16 protein-coding genes are annotated in these 14,968 nt (G+C 59.7%); 10 read left to right on the top strand and 6 right to left on the bottom strand.

Annotated features, from left to right (window positions below; translation table 11 throughout):
• Nucleotides 1-14 precede the first annotated feature (14 nt).
• Nucleotides 15-458: a 50S ribosomal protein L13 gene (rplM, locus tag AB0323_RS05285; RefSeq protein WP_024817563.1), complete on the bottom strand. Its 444-nt coding sequence runs from the start codon at nucleotides 456-458 to the stop codon at nucleotides 15-17.
• 295 nt (nucleotides 459-753) lie between these two features.
• Between rplM and AB0323_RS05280 the strand changes: the two genes are divergently transcribed.
• Complete coding sequence (locus AB0323_RS05280) at nucleotides 754-1,407, top strand: prepilin peptidase (RefSeq protein ID WP_366176399.1); 654 nt, start codon at nucleotides 754-756, stop codon at nucleotides 1,405-1,407.
• A gap of 279 nt (nucleotides 1,408-1,686) precedes the next feature.
• A complete protein-coding gene (locus AB0323_RS05275) occupies nucleotides 1,687-1,866 on the top strand; it encodes a Flp family type IVb pilin (protein ID WP_366176398.1) in 180 nt (59 codons plus the stop codon).
• A gap of 672 nt (nucleotides 1,867-2,538) precedes the next feature.
• Here AB0323_RS05275 and AB0323_RS05270 read toward each other — a convergent pair.
• Nucleotides 2,539-2,958 (bottom strand): hypothetical protein, encoded by a 420-nt coding sequence (locus AB0323_RS05270; RefSeq protein WP_366176397.1) that lies wholly within the window; start codon nucleotides 2,956-2,958, stop codon nucleotides 2,539-2,541.
• A gap of 277 nt (nucleotides 2,959-3,235) precedes the next feature.
• Nucleotides 3,236-3,973 (bottom strand): IS3 family transposase, encoded by a 738-nt coding sequence (locus tag AB0323_RS05265; RefSeq protein WP_366176412.1) that lies wholly within the window; start codon nucleotides 3,971-3,973, stop codon nucleotides 3,236-3,238.
• A 1,090-nt stretch (nucleotides 3,974-5,063) separates the two neighbouring features.
• Between AB0323_RS05265 and AB0323_RS05260 the strand changes: the two genes are divergently transcribed.
• The 8 genes from AB0323_RS05260 (at nucleotide 5,064) to AB0323_RS05225 (ending at nucleotide 12,156) form a co-directional block, all read left to right on the top strand.
• The gene (locus AB0323_RS05260; protein WP_366176396.1) at nucleotides 5,064-5,255 is read left to right on the top strand and encodes a Flp family type IVb pilin; all 192 of its coding nucleotides are present in this window, start codon (nucleotides 5,064-5,066) and stop codon (nucleotides 5,253-5,255) included.
• Between the two features lie 127 nt (nucleotides 5,256-5,382).
• Nucleotides 5,383-5,790 carry a TadE/TadG family type IV pilus assembly protein gene (locus tag AB0323_RS05255; protein ID WP_366176395.1) on the top strand — a complete coding sequence of 136 codons (408 nt, stop codon included), beginning with the start codon at nucleotides 5,383-5,385 and terminating at the stop codon, nucleotides 5,788-5,790.
• Nucleotides 5,787-6,827 carry a pilus assembly protein TadG-related protein gene (locus AB0323_RS05250; RefSeq protein ID WP_366176411.1) on the top strand — a complete coding sequence of 347 codons (1,041 nt, stop codon included), beginning with the start codon at nucleotides 5,787-5,789 and terminating at the stop codon, nucleotides 6,825-6,827. The genes AB0323_RS05255 and AB0323_RS05250 overlap by 4 nt, the downstream gene beginning before the upstream one ends.
• A gap of 59 nt (nucleotides 6,828-6,886) precedes the next feature.
• The gene (locus AB0323_RS05245) at nucleotides 6,887-7,648 is read left to right on the top strand and encodes an RcpC/CpaB family pilus assembly protein (protein ID WP_366176394.1); all 762 of its coding nucleotides are present in this window, start codon (nucleotides 6,887-6,889) and stop codon (nucleotides 7,646-7,648) included.
• Nucleotides 7,648-8,847, top strand: coding sequence for an AAA family ATPase (locus AB0323_RS05240; protein ID WP_366176393.1), 1,200 nt, complete (start codon nucleotides 7,648-7,650; stop codon nucleotides 8,845-8,847). The genes AB0323_RS05245 and AB0323_RS05240 overlap by 1 nt, the downstream gene beginning before the upstream one ends.
• Entirely contained in the window at nucleotides 8,844-10,322 is a 1,479-nt protein-coding gene (locus AB0323_RS05235; protein WP_366176392.1) for a CpaF family protein, read from the top strand. Before AB0323_RS05240 ends, AB0323_RS05235 begins: the two co-directional genes overlap by 4 nt.
• Nucleotides 10,323-10,324: 2 nt before the next feature.
• Nucleotides 10,325-11,266, top strand: coding sequence for a type II secretion system F family protein (locus AB0323_RS05230; protein ID WP_366176391.1), 942 nt, complete (start codon nucleotides 10,325-10,327; stop codon nucleotides 11,264-11,266).
• An 11-nt stretch (nucleotides 11,267-11,277) separates the two neighbouring features.
• The gene (locus AB0323_RS05225) at nucleotides 11,278-12,156 is read left to right on the top strand and encodes a type II secretion system F family protein (protein ID WP_366176390.1); all 879 of its coding nucleotides are present in this window, start codon (nucleotides 11,278-11,280) and stop codon (nucleotides 12,154-12,156) included.
• A 183-nt stretch (nucleotides 12,157-12,339) separates the two neighbouring features.
• On the opposite strand, the gene AB0323_RS05220 is transcribed toward AB0323_RS05225, so the two are convergent.
• From AB0323_RS05220 to AB0323_RS05210, 3 genes are all read right to left on the bottom strand, one after another.
• Nucleotides 12,340-13,230 carry a tRNA pseudouridine synthase A gene (locus tag AB0323_RS05220; RefSeq protein WP_366176389.1) on the bottom strand — a complete coding sequence of 297 codons (891 nt, stop codon included), beginning with the start codon at nucleotides 13,228-13,230 and terminating at the stop codon, nucleotides 12,340-12,342.
• A 32-nt stretch (nucleotides 13,231-13,262) separates the two neighbouring features.
• Nucleotides 13,263-13,823, bottom strand: coding sequence for a 50S ribosomal protein L17 (rplQ, locus tag AB0323_RS05215; protein ID WP_366176388.1), 561 nt, complete (start codon nucleotides 13,821-13,823; stop codon nucleotides 13,263-13,265).
• A gap of 66 nt (nucleotides 13,824-13,889) precedes the next feature.
• A complete protein-coding gene (locus tag AB0323_RS05210; RefSeq protein ID WP_011692778.1) occupies nucleotides 13,890-14,900 on the bottom strand; it encodes a DNA-directed RNA polymerase subunit alpha in 1,011 nt (336 codons plus the stop codon).
• Between the last annotated feature and the right edge of the window lie 68 nt (nucleotides 14,901-14,968).

The raw sequence follows: 14,968 nt of genomic DNA, 5'->3' as shown, positions 1-14,968 counted from the left end.
TTTGGTGGCCAGGACTACTGGGCGACCTGGGTGATTTCGAAAGTCTTGGGCTGCTGGGCTGCGTGGGGGTGCTCTGCACCACGGTAAACCTTGAGCTTGCCCAGCTGCTGTGCAGCGAGGGAGTTCTTCGGGAGCATGCCCTTGATGGCCTTCTCCACAGCGCGGACCGGGTTGGATTCCAGCAGCTCCGCGTAGTTGACGGAGGTCAGGCCGCCCGGGTAGCCGGAGTGGCGGTATGCGCGCTTCTGCTCCAGCTTGGCGCCGGTCAGGGCGACCTTTTCAGCGTTGATGATGATGACGAAGTCGCCCATGTCCATGTGGGACGCAAAGGTCGGCTTGTGCTTTCCGCGCAGCAGTGTTGCGGTCTGGCTGGCAAGACGACCAAGGACAACGTCGGTGGCATCGATGACGTGCCACTGGCGGTTGATATCGCCGGGCTTCGGGGTGTACGTACGCACGGTTTTGCCTCGTTCTTGTTCTGGCGTTCATGTTTTAGGCGGCACGCTTGAAGCGTGTGCCTACTAGGTATGCGTTACCGGAGCAGAGGTGAGGGCTCTATGTACCAGTCATCCCGAAGTCCCGATATGCCTGTCGGGTTGACGATCCTGCAACTGGATCCCCAAGCGGGCATGTGTCATCGAGAAAGGACACGCACAACGACTATCTACAATAGCGGCAAGGAGCGTCAGGGTCAAAATAGGCTGGCAACCAGCGCGAACAACTGAGGCCCATTCTAAGCTCCTAGGAGATGCCATGACAGTAACTGCCGCCCAGCCCTTGCTTGTGGCCGCCCTCGGGCTCCTAGGGCTGCTCACGAGCCCTCTGGCGGAGGTTCTGATCACTCGGTCCCTGCCGCGGCTCGGCGGGCTCCCCTCCCTCATTACCCGGATCACGACGGCGGTGGCTACCGCGGCGCTGTTTGCCCTCCTGACGCTCCGGTTTGGTTTCTCACCGACCCTCCCTGCCTACCTGCTCTTAGCGACACTGGCGGTGCAATTGTCGCGCTTGGACGTTGCATACCATTTACTCCCGAACCCCCTGGTGCTGTTGCTGCTTTCTGCCGGCTTTGTCCTGTTAACCACATCCGCTGTGCTGGTTCCGGACTGGTCTGCCCTGCTTCGCGCAGCTGCTGGAGGCGTCATCTTGTTCCTCGGATACTTAATCCTTGGATTAATTTCCCCTGGCGGCCTCGGAATGGGCGATGTGAAGCTCGCAGCGCCACTCGGAATGTACTTGGGCTACTTGGGCTGGAGCCACGTGTTCTACGGGGGTCTGCTCGGATTCGTGGTGGGTGGGGTGATGACGGTGCTGCTCTTGCTCCTGAAGCGCGGAATCAAGCCCTCCGAGGTAGCTCATGGACCGGCCATGTTCGCCGCTGCAATTGGAGCGGTGTTACTTGCGGGGTAAAGCTTGAGCCGGTTGCAAGCTACCCATCGTGCCCCCGAGCAACTGCTGCCCCTCAGCTCGGGTATTAGCTAGCCAGAAAACCAAGTAGTCACGCCACGCGAGCGAGTAGTCCTCACTACCGGTCAGTGAAAAGACGAGTACCACTACCCATTGTTTGTTAACCCTTCCACGGGCAATTCTTGTCCTACCGAATCCGAACCGCCCATCAGGGTATCTGGGCGACCGGTTTTCATAAAAAAATTCACCTATCTGGGGAGAGTCTTTACAATGTCCATTTTCATGCTTTCTGTTGTCTCATTCATTGCCGGCGTCAAGGAGCGGATCAATTCCGAAAAGGGGGCGACGATGGTGGAGTACGGCATCATGGTGGCTCTTATCGCCGTCGTAGTCCTGGCGGCCGTCGGCCCGCTGGGAACGGCAATCGCTGCAATGTTCAATGGCATCACTGCCGGTATATAGTCCGCCACTTCATCGTTTGTCCTGACTTGTTTCATTCGGCTAGAGCGCGCGCAGAACACAATCTTGGGTGTATCTTGGCCGCGTGCCGCGTCGTGATGACGGGCGAACATTCGCGAGGCCCGCAGGTCTGTCTTGCTCCTCCGGAAGGATTGCTCGACGTGCCGAACAAGGGCGCTCTGGTTTTGGGAAAAATTGTGGTCGTCGAGACCGTTGTTTACCCGAGCTAAGAGCGCCCTTTCGGTGCTTAACCCTACTCCTGTGTTTCCGCCTACTCCGATTGCCACGAGGCCAAGTCACTGGCCCCCATGCAGGCTGACCGCGGCGATGTTCTTCTTTGAGTATCGTCCCGATTCCGGGGCCTCTCGCGGGACCAGATCGTCTTTTCGATGGCGTCCAATGCGAGATCAATATGTATGCCGGTCACCTTGCAGTTCCTCTTCGCCGATGCAAATCACTGTAGTTTGGCAGCCTAGGGATCGGAGGCCCTGGATCCACTTATAGATAAGAGCGGTTAGTGGTTCGTTCGCACTAGGAAGTTCGGCGCCTGCTCGCTCCACCTGCCCTCACTCTTGGCGGACTCCAAGGCCTTCTTCGCACTGTCAGGAACGACCAACCAACCGGCTTCGGTCCGCTCCGGTGATTCCACCTTCAATCCGTAGGCTTCGAAGCTTCTCAGGAGCGTGCACCCCCATGGCTCGGCCCTGCCCAGTGGAGTTGACAGGGACAATACAGATCTTTGCCGCTTGCAGGCGCACCGTAATACGTGTAGTCATTGCTCTTTCCCAAGAGCCCAGTCTGCGAGGGATCGATGTTCAGGTCTTTGGGCAGGATGGCCAGCGCCGGGCCGGGAAGCTTGTCCGTTTCCTGTTGTGGTCTGGACAGCGACTCGATGATCCTCGACGCGTCCAGGGAATTGTCCACAGGGGCCAGAACCAGGGCGGCCTCACCTCCAGCAGCGCCCACAAGGACCAACCCAAGAAACACTGCTTTGATCTTGGTGGGTAGCCTGCGCAGCATCACGACTGCTCGCTGCGTCCGGCTCGACTCCGGCGGCATCCCTGGCGTGGCATGAACGAAACCCGCCAAGTGCATTGTCGCTCACTCCTTGGCCGATGTCCGTGCGGGCGTCGACGTCATCTCCACGAGCTGGCGTCGAAGCACCTCGCTCCTGTCACTCTGGAACTCGTATGCCCCTGTGATTCCCTCCGTCAGTGAACAGCCTCATCATCAATGGCATGCTCGTTGGACACTTCCCGGTACAAATTCCGAGCCTTGCTTTGGCCCGGTCCAGCCTCGATTACTCTGTGCTCGGCGACCTTGAGGGCGGTGGCCGTTTCTCTGATACTCAGTCCTTCGACTACGCACAACGTCAAAACATCGCGCTCCATGGGTCCAAGCCTCTCGAAAGCCTGCCGAAGGACCCATTCATACTCCATAGTTGCAGGCTTTCGGTGTTGTACCAATGGACCCACTCGAAGACGATCTCCAGCACGTCGGTTTCGGTCTTCAACGCCCCGGCGCGGAGCGGTGAATCCTTCGCGACAGCTTCGTTCTTGAAGAGCCCCATCACGGTCTGCGCGGCAGCGTTGTCATAGGCATCACCGACGCTGCCAATGGATGGCTGCAGGCCCTCCAGGGCCAGGGTCTCGGTGTACCGGATGGAGGTGTACTGGCTGCCCGCATCCGAGTGATGGATCAGTCCTGCCGGTTCCGGCCGGCCGGTGTGCTCGCGGCGCCACAGTGCCATCCACAGGCAGTGTTCGACGAACGCGGTGTCCTTGATCGTTGGCGTCTCCCACCCGACGATTGCCCGGGAGTACAGGTCGATGATCAATGCGACGTAGACGAATCCGGAGTAGACCGGCACGTAGGTGAAATCGGTCACCCAGATCTGGTTCGGGGCCGGGACGGTGAAGTCGCGATTCAGCAGGTCGCCAGCACGCCGGCCGTCCTTGCCGAGGATTGTGATGCGAGTCTTGCGGCCTCTAATGAGGCCGTTCATGCCTTCTTCGCGTATGAACCGGCCCACGGAGAAGATAGCGGCATCAAACCCGGGACGGTTCACACTGATGCAACTGTCCGATTCGGGCAAAGCCCGCCAAACCATCCCGCAGACGTGGACCACTTGACCGGCTGTACACAATCTCCGGATCACTATTGGGGTAGTGGCCGGCGCGATCATGCACATCCTCAACCCGACGCCACCAGCCTCGACACTGGAGGCCCCGTCAGAACCAATGCCAGACGTCTCTTATGAGGCAGGCGAGGAAGGCTGCGAAAGCAGAGGACGGCAACAGATACAGCACCCAGGCACCGTGCATCTGACGTTCGGCCATGGCTTCTCCGTCCGGTTCAAATCAGACTACGAGTCAAGGCTTCACAATAGGTTGCCGCGAAAATGGACCGCAAAACTTCCGCCGGAACCGTTCCTGGCCCCTCGCCCACGGGTGTACGGCAAGAAGCGATTTTCCTTTGGCATCCCCCGAACCTGGCTGGACGACGGGACAAAGCTGACCGGCGGTTCCCCAGGTCCTACGACTACTTGACAGACATAGAAGCATCATTTTCGCCGGCCATCGCTCGCGGCATGAGCAAATTAGCCAGACCATTTGCCGCTGCGATTCATGGGCCTGAACTGATGCGCGCGGCAGCGGCCGCGTCATTCTGTGTTTTGGTACATATTTCTTGGACTAGTTTCTCCGGGCGGCCTCGGACGGGCGACGTGAGGCCCCCCAGCACCACTCGGGATGCACCTGGGCTACTTGGGATGGACATAGCTGTTCTGCGGGGGACCGAGGGGCTTCATGGTGGTCGGGGTTACGAAAGTGCTGATGTTGCTGCTGAAGCGCAGAATCAAGCCTTTCCAAGGTCGTTTACAGGCCGACTCATGTTCGCCACGGCAATTGGAGTGGTACTCCTCGTTTCGTGACATGCGGGCAATCTTCGCGGACCCCTTCAGGCCCACAGGCCACCACTGCCTCGTGGCTTGAGTAGTACTTAGCCAGAAAAACCAAGTACCCTCGCCGCCGCTTCGAGTAGTTGTCCCGACTCTTCGCTAAAAAGACGAGTACCACTACGCATTGTTTGTTAACCCTTCCGCGGGCAATTCTTGTCCTAACGAAAACCGAACCGCCAAACGGGATATGTGGACGGTTGGAATTCGTAGAAAAATTCACTTATCTGGGAAGGTTCATCCAATGTCAACTCTCATGCTCTCCGTTGTTTCATTCATCGCCGGCGTCAAGGAGCGGATCAATTCCGAAAAGGGGGCGACGATGGTGGAATACGGCATCATGGTCGCTCTTATCGCCGTCGTAGTCCTGGCGGCCGTCGGTCCGCTGGGAACGGCGATCGCTGCACTGTTCACTAACGTCACTGGCAAACTCTAGTCTGCATTTCGTCGTTTGGCTCCGGTTGTGGCGAGAGCCGCAGCCGGAGCCAAACAGGTTAATACGAAGACCCCACTGTCACCACTGGGCGATTCCCGTTATTTGGAACTAACTCTGGGAGATGTTCTTGAAGGCGAAACAGAAAGAACGTGGTGCAGTAGCCGTCGAACTGGCGATTGTCCTCCCGCTGCTGCTGCTGATTCTCATGGGAATCATTGAGTTTGGGCGGGTGCTGAACGTTCAAGTTTCCTTGACAGAGGCCGCCCGGGAAGGCGCAAGATATGCAGCCATCCACTACGCGGACTCCAACCCCGACGTCACCGGCGCGGCGCAGAATGCTGCGCCATCACTAAATGGACTGGGAATGACGGTCACTAATAACGCCTCAAGTTGCGCGCCGGGTTCGAACGTCACAGTTACCACCAAGATCACCCTTACGTCTTTGACGGGATTCCTGGACGCCGGATTTTTCGGGGCACCGAGAATCTTTCCATTGGCCATGACTGGAGTGGGGGTAATGAGATGCGGCGGCTGAAAAGTATCCGCTCAACTGCTCGTCGGAACGTTGATGCTTCCGGTGGCAGGGAGCAGGGAGCAACGACTCTGATCGTAGCGATGCTCCTCGTGGTCCTGCTCGGGTTCGCAGCTCTCGCCGTCGACGTCGGCGCCCTATATGCGGAAAAGGCCCAACTGCAGAACGGGGCCGACGCTTCGGCCCTCGCGATAGCCCGCGATTGCGCCGCCGGCAGTTGCGGGAGTACCAGTACGACAGCATCACTGCTTGCCAACGGTAACGCCAACGACGGCTCAAGCGGAGTCTCATCAATCACTTTCCCGCAGGCGACCACGGTGCGTGTCGAAACAAATTCCCGCGACGCCGGCACTGGGTCGAACAGCTTCTCCTTGTTCTTCGCGAGAGTGCTCGGGATCAATTCCGCCGACGTTCGAGCCGTTGCCCAAGCGTCCTGGGGGGCGCCTTCTTCGGGGACGACCCTCCCTTGGACGATGAGTGAGTGCGTCTTCAAGAAGTACCTCACCCCTAGCCAACTGTCACAACTGCAGTCCACCGGGAGTTTCACTGGCGATCCGGTGCCGACCCATATCCTGCTGCGTTACGACACGAACGCCCCGACGTATCCGGGATGTGCCGCACAGAATGGCTACGAGCCGGGCGGATTTGGCTGGCTAGTTACCAATACGGGCTGCTCTACCAACATCAGCATTTCAGCACAAGTCAACGGGCAGCCCGGAAATCACTTCCCGAACGACCCTGCCTGCAACGCGGTTCTTTCCGCCCTCATGGACAAGCCCGCGCTGGTTCCTCTCTTCAGCTCAGCCACAGGCAACGGGAGCAATGCGACCTACACCCTCGTCGGGTTTGGCGCATTCCAAGTAACGGGCTACAAGTTCAGCGGGTCGGGAGGCGTTAATGATCCTGCCGCACCCAGCTGCACCGGCAACTGCCGCGGACTTCAGGGCTATTTCGTACGTTTTGTTTCCCTCCAAGAGGGAATGTCGCTCGGCGGAGGAGTTCCCAACTTTGGGGCATCCGTGATCGCGCTTACGGGGTAGTTCCTGGACCTCGCTTCGCCAATACAACTGATCTGGGATTTTGAAAAGGAGCTAGTCAAATGAAATCACGCCTACTGGGAGGCATCGCAGCGCTGCTGCTGGCAGTTGTCGGAGCTGTACTACTTGTTGTGTACGTACAGGGTGCCGATGCCAGGGCAGTGAAGGGACTGGACCCCGTAAATGTACTCGTTGTCAATGATGCGATTCCCGCTGGAACAAAAGCCGAGGATCTCGGCAGTAGGGTCCAACTGAAATCCATGCCGCAGTCAGCGGTCGCCGAAGGCGCCCTCCACGAACTGGCTGCCCAGAACGGAAAGGTTACCGCTGTCAACCTGGCGCCTGGGGAGCAGCTAATTGCATCCCGGTTGGTGGCACCCGGAGAACTGGTTCCGGGAACGGTACCCGCTCCAGACGGTATGACGGAAGTCACTTTCCTGCTCACACCCGAACGGATTCTCGGCGGTCGGCTTGCCGCAGGCGACAAAGTCACCGTCTACACCTCGTTTAAGACCGACGAGGCGGCGCCCGCGGGCACGAGCATTCCAGCGGGATCGAAACAATCAACAGGACTTCTCTTCCACGATGTCCTCGTGATTGCCGTGCAACAGGCCCCACCGGCAACACAGAAGGCCGGCTCCACTTCCGCAGACCCGGCGGTGGCCATGCCCAATGGTTCTGCCTTCGTAACTGTGGCTAGGAGCGACGCGGACGCTTCAAAGATGGTCTACAGTGCGGAATTTGGCACTCTGTGGCTCGCCAAACAAACTGACACAACCAAGAAGAGCAATCCCCCAGTCACCACCTTCGGAGGGCTGTACTGATGAGTCGCTTTGTAGCCATCACTGCAGTTCGCGATTTTGAGGGTCGCGTGCGCCAAGCCATCGCCGGTGCGCTCCACGGAGAACTGCAGACGTTGTCCCCGGAAGTCTTGTCCGGCGGACCAGACGACGTTTTCAGGCAGCTCAATGGTGCACCGCCGGAGGTCCTGATTCTCGGCCCGGGCGTGACGCCTGAAAGCGCCCTGAAACTCGCGACCGTCTTTGATCTCCAGTATCCGGAAATCAGCCTGTTGCTTATTGCAGAACCAAGCCCGGACCTCATCCTGAGAGCTATGCACTCCGGCATCCGCGACGTGGTCACCCCGGAAATAGACGTCAACGAACTCCGCGTGTTGCTCGAGCGAGCCTGCCTGGCCTCAGCCAGCCGTCGTCGTGGGATGGCCCCTGCCGCAGATCCAGGCCAATCGCGGGGACGCGTGGTCGCGGTTATGTCTCCCAAAGGTGGTGTGGGGAAGACCACTGTTGCAACAAACCTGGCAATCGGGTTGGGGAAGCTGGCACCCATGAGCGTCGTCATCGTTGACCTTGACCTGCAGTTCGGGGACGTTGCTTCTGGATTGCTGCTTGAACCTGAGCACTCGATCACGGAAGCAGTCCGCGGGGCGGCCTCCCAGGATTCCATGGTCCTCAAAGCCTTTCTCACCGTGCACCCCGCGGGTATTTACGCGCTTTGTGCTCCAAGGACGCCGGCAGAGTCGGACTACATCACTGCGGATCACGTTTCGCAGCTCATCAATCAGTTGGCCGGCGAATTCAAGTATGTTGTCGTGGACACGGCCCCGGGACTCGGCGAACATTGCCTGGCAACGTTGGAACTGGCTACGGACGGCGTGTGGGTATGCGGGATGGACGTCCCGAGCATACGCGGCCTTCGCAAGTGCTTCAGCGTGCTGAAGGAGCTGCAGCTTCTCCCCGCGGGTAGACATACCGTGTTGAACTTCGCCGATCGGAGAAGCGGAATCTCGGTGCAGGATGTCGAGGCGACCATCGGGGTGCCGATCGACACGGTCATTCCCCGTTCACGGACACTGCCTTTCACGACTAATCGAGGAATCCCTGTTCTGCAGGGCGCCACACGGGATGCCGCCTCCAAGGGCTTGAAGAAGCTTGTAGACCGCTTCGATCCAAAGTGGGTATCAACCACCCACAACCAACAACACCGACGGGTGGTTGTCTCATGAAACTTTCAGCCCGACTCTCCAGCTCACAGCCTTCTCGCGAATTGGCCGGCACCAACCCGGATTTGTCCGAGGGCATCAACCCGCCATCGGCGGGGGCTCCTGCGCTCCTTGCGGCCCCATCATTGACGCAAGTTGCTCGGACTGCATCGCCGCTGTCAATGCCCGGGGGCCACGAGTCGCCAGCGGTTGATGCTCTGGCGGGACTAAAACAGCGTGCAGCCCAGGCCCTGTTTGAGCGGATGGGAACGCGCTTCGGCGATACATCGTCGTCCGAGGACGAGCTTCGCGCCTTGGCCGTTGATGAGCTCTCGATTGTTATCGACCAGGAGCAGGTTCCCCTCTCGCCGGAGGAGCGTAGACGCCTCATTCGGGAGATCGCGGATGAGGTGATGGGTTATGGCCCCCTTCAGCGCCTACTGGAGGATCCCTCCGTCACTGAGATCATGGTTAATCGATTTGACCAGATTTACATCGAACGCCATGGCCACCTCTCCTTGACGGGTGCCCAGTTCAGTTCAGATGATCATCTTCGGAAAGTCATTGAGCGGATCGTGTCTCGCGTAGGGCGTCGCATCGACGAATCCTCGCCCCTCGTGGATGCAAGGCTGGAGGACGGCTCTCGTGTCAATGCGATAATTCCTCCGCTCGCAGTGAACGGGCCGTCCCTCACGATCAGGAAATTCAGCCACGTCCCCCTCACTGTGCAGAACCTGGTTGAATGGGGTTCGCTCACGCCTGAAATCGCAGAACTGCTAAGCGCATGCGTTCGCGCGCGTTTGAACGTCATCGTCTCAGGCGGAACGGGCACCGGTAAGACCACTCTGCTCAACGTTTTGTCGTCATTCATCCCTGAGGATGACCGTATCGTGACCATCGAAGACGCCGTGGAACTCCAGCTACAGCAACAGCACGTGGTCCGCTTGGAAAGCCGTCCTCCGAACATCGAGGGCAAGGGCGCGATCGGCATACGCGACCTCGTTCGCAATTCCCTCCGCATGAGGCCGGATCGAATCATTGTGGGCGAAGTGCGTGGCGGTGAATCCCTGGACATGTTGCAGGCCATGAACACCGGTCACGACGGATCGCTCTCAACCGTGCACGCGAATTCACCGCGCGATGCCATCGCACGTCTGGAAACGCTCGTGCTCATGGCAGGAATGGACCTGCCCCTCCGTGCCATCCGTGAGCAAGTGTCCTCCGCGGTGGACCTCCTGGTCCAAGTCACCCGGTTGCGCGACGGAACGCGCCGAGTCACCCACGTCACCGAGGTGCAGGGAATGGAAGGAGACATCGTGACCTTGCAGGATGCCTTCTTGTTCGACTATTCCGCGGGGATCGACCAGCACGGTCGTTTCCTTGGCAAACCCATTCCGACCGGAATCCGTCCCCGGTTTCTTGACCGCTTTGCCGAACTAGGCATCACTGTGTCTCCGGCAGTCTTCGGTGTCGAAGCCCTGCCGCTCGGGAGGCGGTAGAAATGACCGTTCTAACTGTTCCGGTGCTGGGCTTTGCGCTGTGTTTCGCTGCACTGATCCTGCTGTTCTTTGTGGCATTCAAGCCACGCCACGGTTCGGTTCCGCTCAATCGCCGACGCTGGGGCCACCAGGTCGAACAATCTGCCATAAGCAAAGTTTCCCAATCCACGGCCGACGCCGTCGCCGGAGTTCTCGGCGAATCAGGAGGACCATACAACCGCGGGCTGCTCTACAACGCGGGTGTGAAAATGGCTCCCGCAGATTTCACGGTACTGGTCGCGGCTGGTGCTCTTGTGCTGGGCGTCTTCGGGACTCTCACGGTCAATTGGTTCATCGGCATCGCGGCGGCCGTCGCGACTCCTTTCTTCGCAAGAATGGCGTTGGGACTGCTCACCGAAAAACGCCGAGGCAAGTTCGACGGTCAACTCACCGATTCCATCCAAATGCTGATCGGGGGCCTGCGCGCCGGGCACAGCGTGATGCGCTCCATAGAAGCCGCTGCCCTAGAGGCTGACGTCCCGAGCTCCGAAGAATTCGCCCGGATCGTGAACGAAACGCGCATCGGTAAGGACGCGCGCCAAGCCATCGACGAATGCTCTGACCGTATGCAGAGTGAGGATTTCCGTTGGATCGGCCAAGCGATCCAGATCAACCGTGAAGTCGGCGGCGATTTGGCCGAGGTCCTTGAGCAGGTCGCGGCAACCATTCGCGAGCGAAGCGAGATCAAGGGTCATATTCGTTCCCTAAGCGCCGAGGGGAAGATGTCTGCCTACATTCTGATGGCCCTTCCAGTTGGCGTCGGACTGTTCATGAGCGTAATCAACCCCAGTTACCTCCAAGTGTTGTTCCAGACGCCCATCGGACTGATCATGCTTGCGGTAAGTTTCCTGCTGTTCGCCGTCGGCGGTTTCTGGATGAGCCGCGTCATCAAGATTAAGTTCTAAGGAGAACTGCCATGACTCCCATAGCCTGGCTCATCATTGCGGCGATTGTGCTGCCGTTGGCCTACTTCGCGTGGGTCCTCATCACGTTAGACAGACAAGGCGCATTGGCTGTCCAAACCAATCTGGGATCCGGCTTGGGCCGAGCCGGCAACGCCGAAGTGCGGCGCACATCTTTGTTGCTGGGCGTTTCCAAGCGGATGACTCCCAGAAGCTATGAATCCAAATTGGACCACTGGCTTGCAATGGCGGGGCGTCCCCAGTCCATGCCGCTTGAGAAACTGATCATTTCAAAACCCATCGCCGCGTTGGCCGGAGCTTTGATCGGTCTCCTTTTATTTAGTAATTCTCCGACGTCCATGAACCTTGCCATAGCAATTTTCTCTACGGTTTTTCTCTACTTCGCTCCGGATCTTTTGATCTACAACAAAGGGATCAAGCGGCAGGCAGCAATTGAGTTGGAACTCCCCAATACTCTGGACCAGATGCTGATCGCCGTTGAGGCGGGACTTGGGTTCGAATCGGCCATGGCAAGGGCCGGAACCAACGGTAGCGGACCCCTGGCCCAGGAACTCACCCGGACCCTTCAGGACATCCAGGTAGGACGTCCGCGCCAAGAGTCCTACGAGGCGCTTGCGGCGAGAACCACTGTTCCAGACGTCCGAAGTTTTGTCAGGGCAGTTATTCAGGCAGACAAGTACGGAATTGGAATCGCCAAGATACTCCGCACACAGGCAAAGCAAGCGAGGGTCAAGCGTCGGCAACGGGCTGAAGAAAAGGCGATGAAACTCCCCGTGAAGGTTCTATTCCCACTCATTTTCTGTATCTTCCCGGTGCTGTTCATTGTCTTGCTTGGCCCCGCGGCCATCAACATCATCGCGGCGTTCACCTAGGACGGGGCTGCCGAACTTAAGAGACAGCACCTACCAGCGCGTCTGGGGCGCTACCGACCGGCCATCCGCGATACCCAGAACCCGCGGGTGGTCTTCGCAGGCCCCCTCCACGGTACCCAGAGCCGGGAGGGGGCCGTCCAACGCCGAAGCCCCGTCTGGGAAGGCGAGGACGCCCGCCCCGACCTACTCCCGTCGTGCCCGGGTCAGCTCAGCCCGCGCAAACAGTTCGTCATCGGAGGGATAGGCCACTTCCTCGAGTACCAGGGGGTGCGGCGCGGCCAGCACCGACTTGGCATCCCTCACACCCGCGAGCAGGCGCTCGTGCAGCCATTCCGGACTTTCCAGGCCTTCCCCCACACGCAATGCGGATCCCACCAAGGCCCGCACCATGTTGTGGCAGAACGCATCAGCCTGGACGTTGGCGACCAGTACGCCATCGCTGCCGCGGACGAACTCAAGCCGCTGCAGTTCGCGGATCGTGGTGGCTCCCTCACGGGGCTTGCAGTACGCTCGGAAGTCCTGGAGCCCCAGCAACGCCGCGGCACCCTGGTTCATCGCCCCCTCGTCCAATGCGGCCTTGTGCCAAAGGGTCAGCCTGCGCAGGACGGGGTCCCAGCGTTCCGGGCCGTCGGCAATCCGGTAACTGTAGCGGCGCCACAACGCGGAGAAGCGAGCGTCAAAACCTTCAGGCGCCAGCCCGACGTCGTGCACTTCAATGGCGCCGGTTTCGTCCTGCAGGACCCGGCTCAAGGCTCCGCGAAGCCTCCGCAGGAGCGCGGCCGCGGGGTCGATCTCGTGGCCCCTCGGCAGTCCGCCCCACTCGGGCCCGGACAGGTCAATGTGCGCCACTTGTCCTCGGGCGTGGACACCGGCGTCGGTCCGCCCCGCCACTGTGACCCGCACCGGGCGCCGCACGATCAGCGCCAAAGCCTCTTCCAACGATCCCTGCACGGTCCGAAGACCGGGTTGAAGCGCCCACCCATTGAAAGGGCCGCCGTCGTAGGAAAGATCCATCCGGACACGCAAAAACCCGCCGCCCCCCAAAACGGGGGCAGCGGGTTTTCGTTCGTTCATAGACTTAAGTCTACTGTGAAGAATTCAGTGAATTACTTCTTTTCCTCAGCGGCCGGAGCCTCTTCGGTTTCAGCAGCTTCAGCTTCGGGAGCCTCAGCTTCGGTCTCCGGGGCTTCAGCCTCAACGGCCTCTTCCTCGACAACCGGAGCGGTCTCTTCTGCGGCCGGAGCAGTCTTCTCAGCGTCCTTCTTGGCAGCGGCAGTTGCCTCGGCAACTACAGCCTGCTTCGGGGAAACCGGCTCAAGAACCAGCTCGATGACAGCCATGGGAGCGTTGTCGCCCTTGCGGTTGCCGATCTTGGTGATGCGGGTGTAGCCACCATCGCGGTTAGCAACGGCGCCGGCGATGTCGGTGAACAGCTCGTGGACGATGCCCTTGTCGCTGATCAGGCCGAGCACGCGACGGCGGGAGGACAGGTCGCCACGCTTGGCGAAGGTCACGAGGCGCTCTGCATACGGCTTCAGGCGCTTGGCCTTGGTGACCGTCGTGGTGATGCGCTTGTGCTCGAACAGCGATGCTGCCAGGTTCGCGAGCATCAAGCGCTCGTGAGCCGGACCGCCTCCGAGGCGCGGACCCTTAGTGGGGGTAGGCATAGTAATTTCTCCTGTAATGAAGGCCGTCCGGGTCCGAACGCGGACCCGGTGGCCAAGATCTGCTTGTTAGAGCTCGTCGTCGCTGAAAGCGGCGTCGTCCTCTTCGATGGCTGCGGCGCGGGCTGCAAGATCGAAACCGGGAGGCGAGTCCTTGAGGGACAGCCCCAGTTCAACCAGCTTTGCCTTGACCTCATCGATGGACTTCGCACCGAAGTTGCGGATGTCCATCAGGTCAGCCTCGGAGCGGGCAACGAGTTCACCCACGGTGTGGATGCCCTCACGCTTGAGGCAGTTGTAGGAACGGACGGTGAGGTCCAGATCCTCGATCGGCAGTGCCATGTCAGCTGCCAGGGCAGCATCCGTCGGCGACGGGCCAATCTCGATACCTTCAGCTGCGGTGTTCAGCTCACGTGCAAGACCGAACAGTTCCACCAGGGTGGTGCCTGCCGAGGCAACGGCGTCGCGCGGGGCGATAGCCTGCTTGGTCTCGACGTCGACAATCAGCTTGTCGAAGTCAGTGCGCTGCTCGACACGGGTAGCTTCCACGCGGAAGGTAACCTTCAAGACCGGCGAGTAGATCGAGTCGACCGGAATGCGGCCGATCTCGGAGTCGCCGGACTTGTTCTGAGCTGCCGAAACGTAGCCGCGGCCGCGTTCGATGGTCAGTTCGAGTTCGAACTTGCCCTTCGAGTTCAGCGTGGCAATGTGCAGATCCGGGTTGTGGAATTCGACGCCGGCCGGCGGAGCGATGTCCGCAGCGGTGACGACTCCGGGGCCCTGCTTGCGCAGGTATGCAACAACCGGCTCATCGTGCTCGGAGGACACCGAGAGGTTCTTGATGTTCAGGATGATCTCAGTGACATCTTCCTTGACACCCGGAACCGTGGTGAACTCGTGCAGCACGCCATCGATCCGGATGCTGGTTACAGCGGCACCGGGGATGGAGGAGAGCAGGGTACGGCGGAGGGAGTTTCCGAGGGTGTAACCGAAGCCCGGTTCCAGCGGTTCAATGATGAAACGCGAGCGGTTCTCGGAGACTACTTCTTCAGACAGAGTGGGGCGCTGTGCAATAAGCACTTAGGTTTCCTTTCGGCGAGCATCCGCTATATGACGCAACACAGGTGGTGGAAATCGGCTTGGTTCCG

Origin of the sequence: Arthrobacter sp. NPDC080031, assembly GCF_040702485.1 — a bacterium.
GTDB lineage: Bacteria > Actinomycetota > Actinomycetes > Actinomycetales > Micrococcaceae > Arthrobacter.
This window is presented reverse-complemented; position numbering and strand designations above follow the sequence as displayed.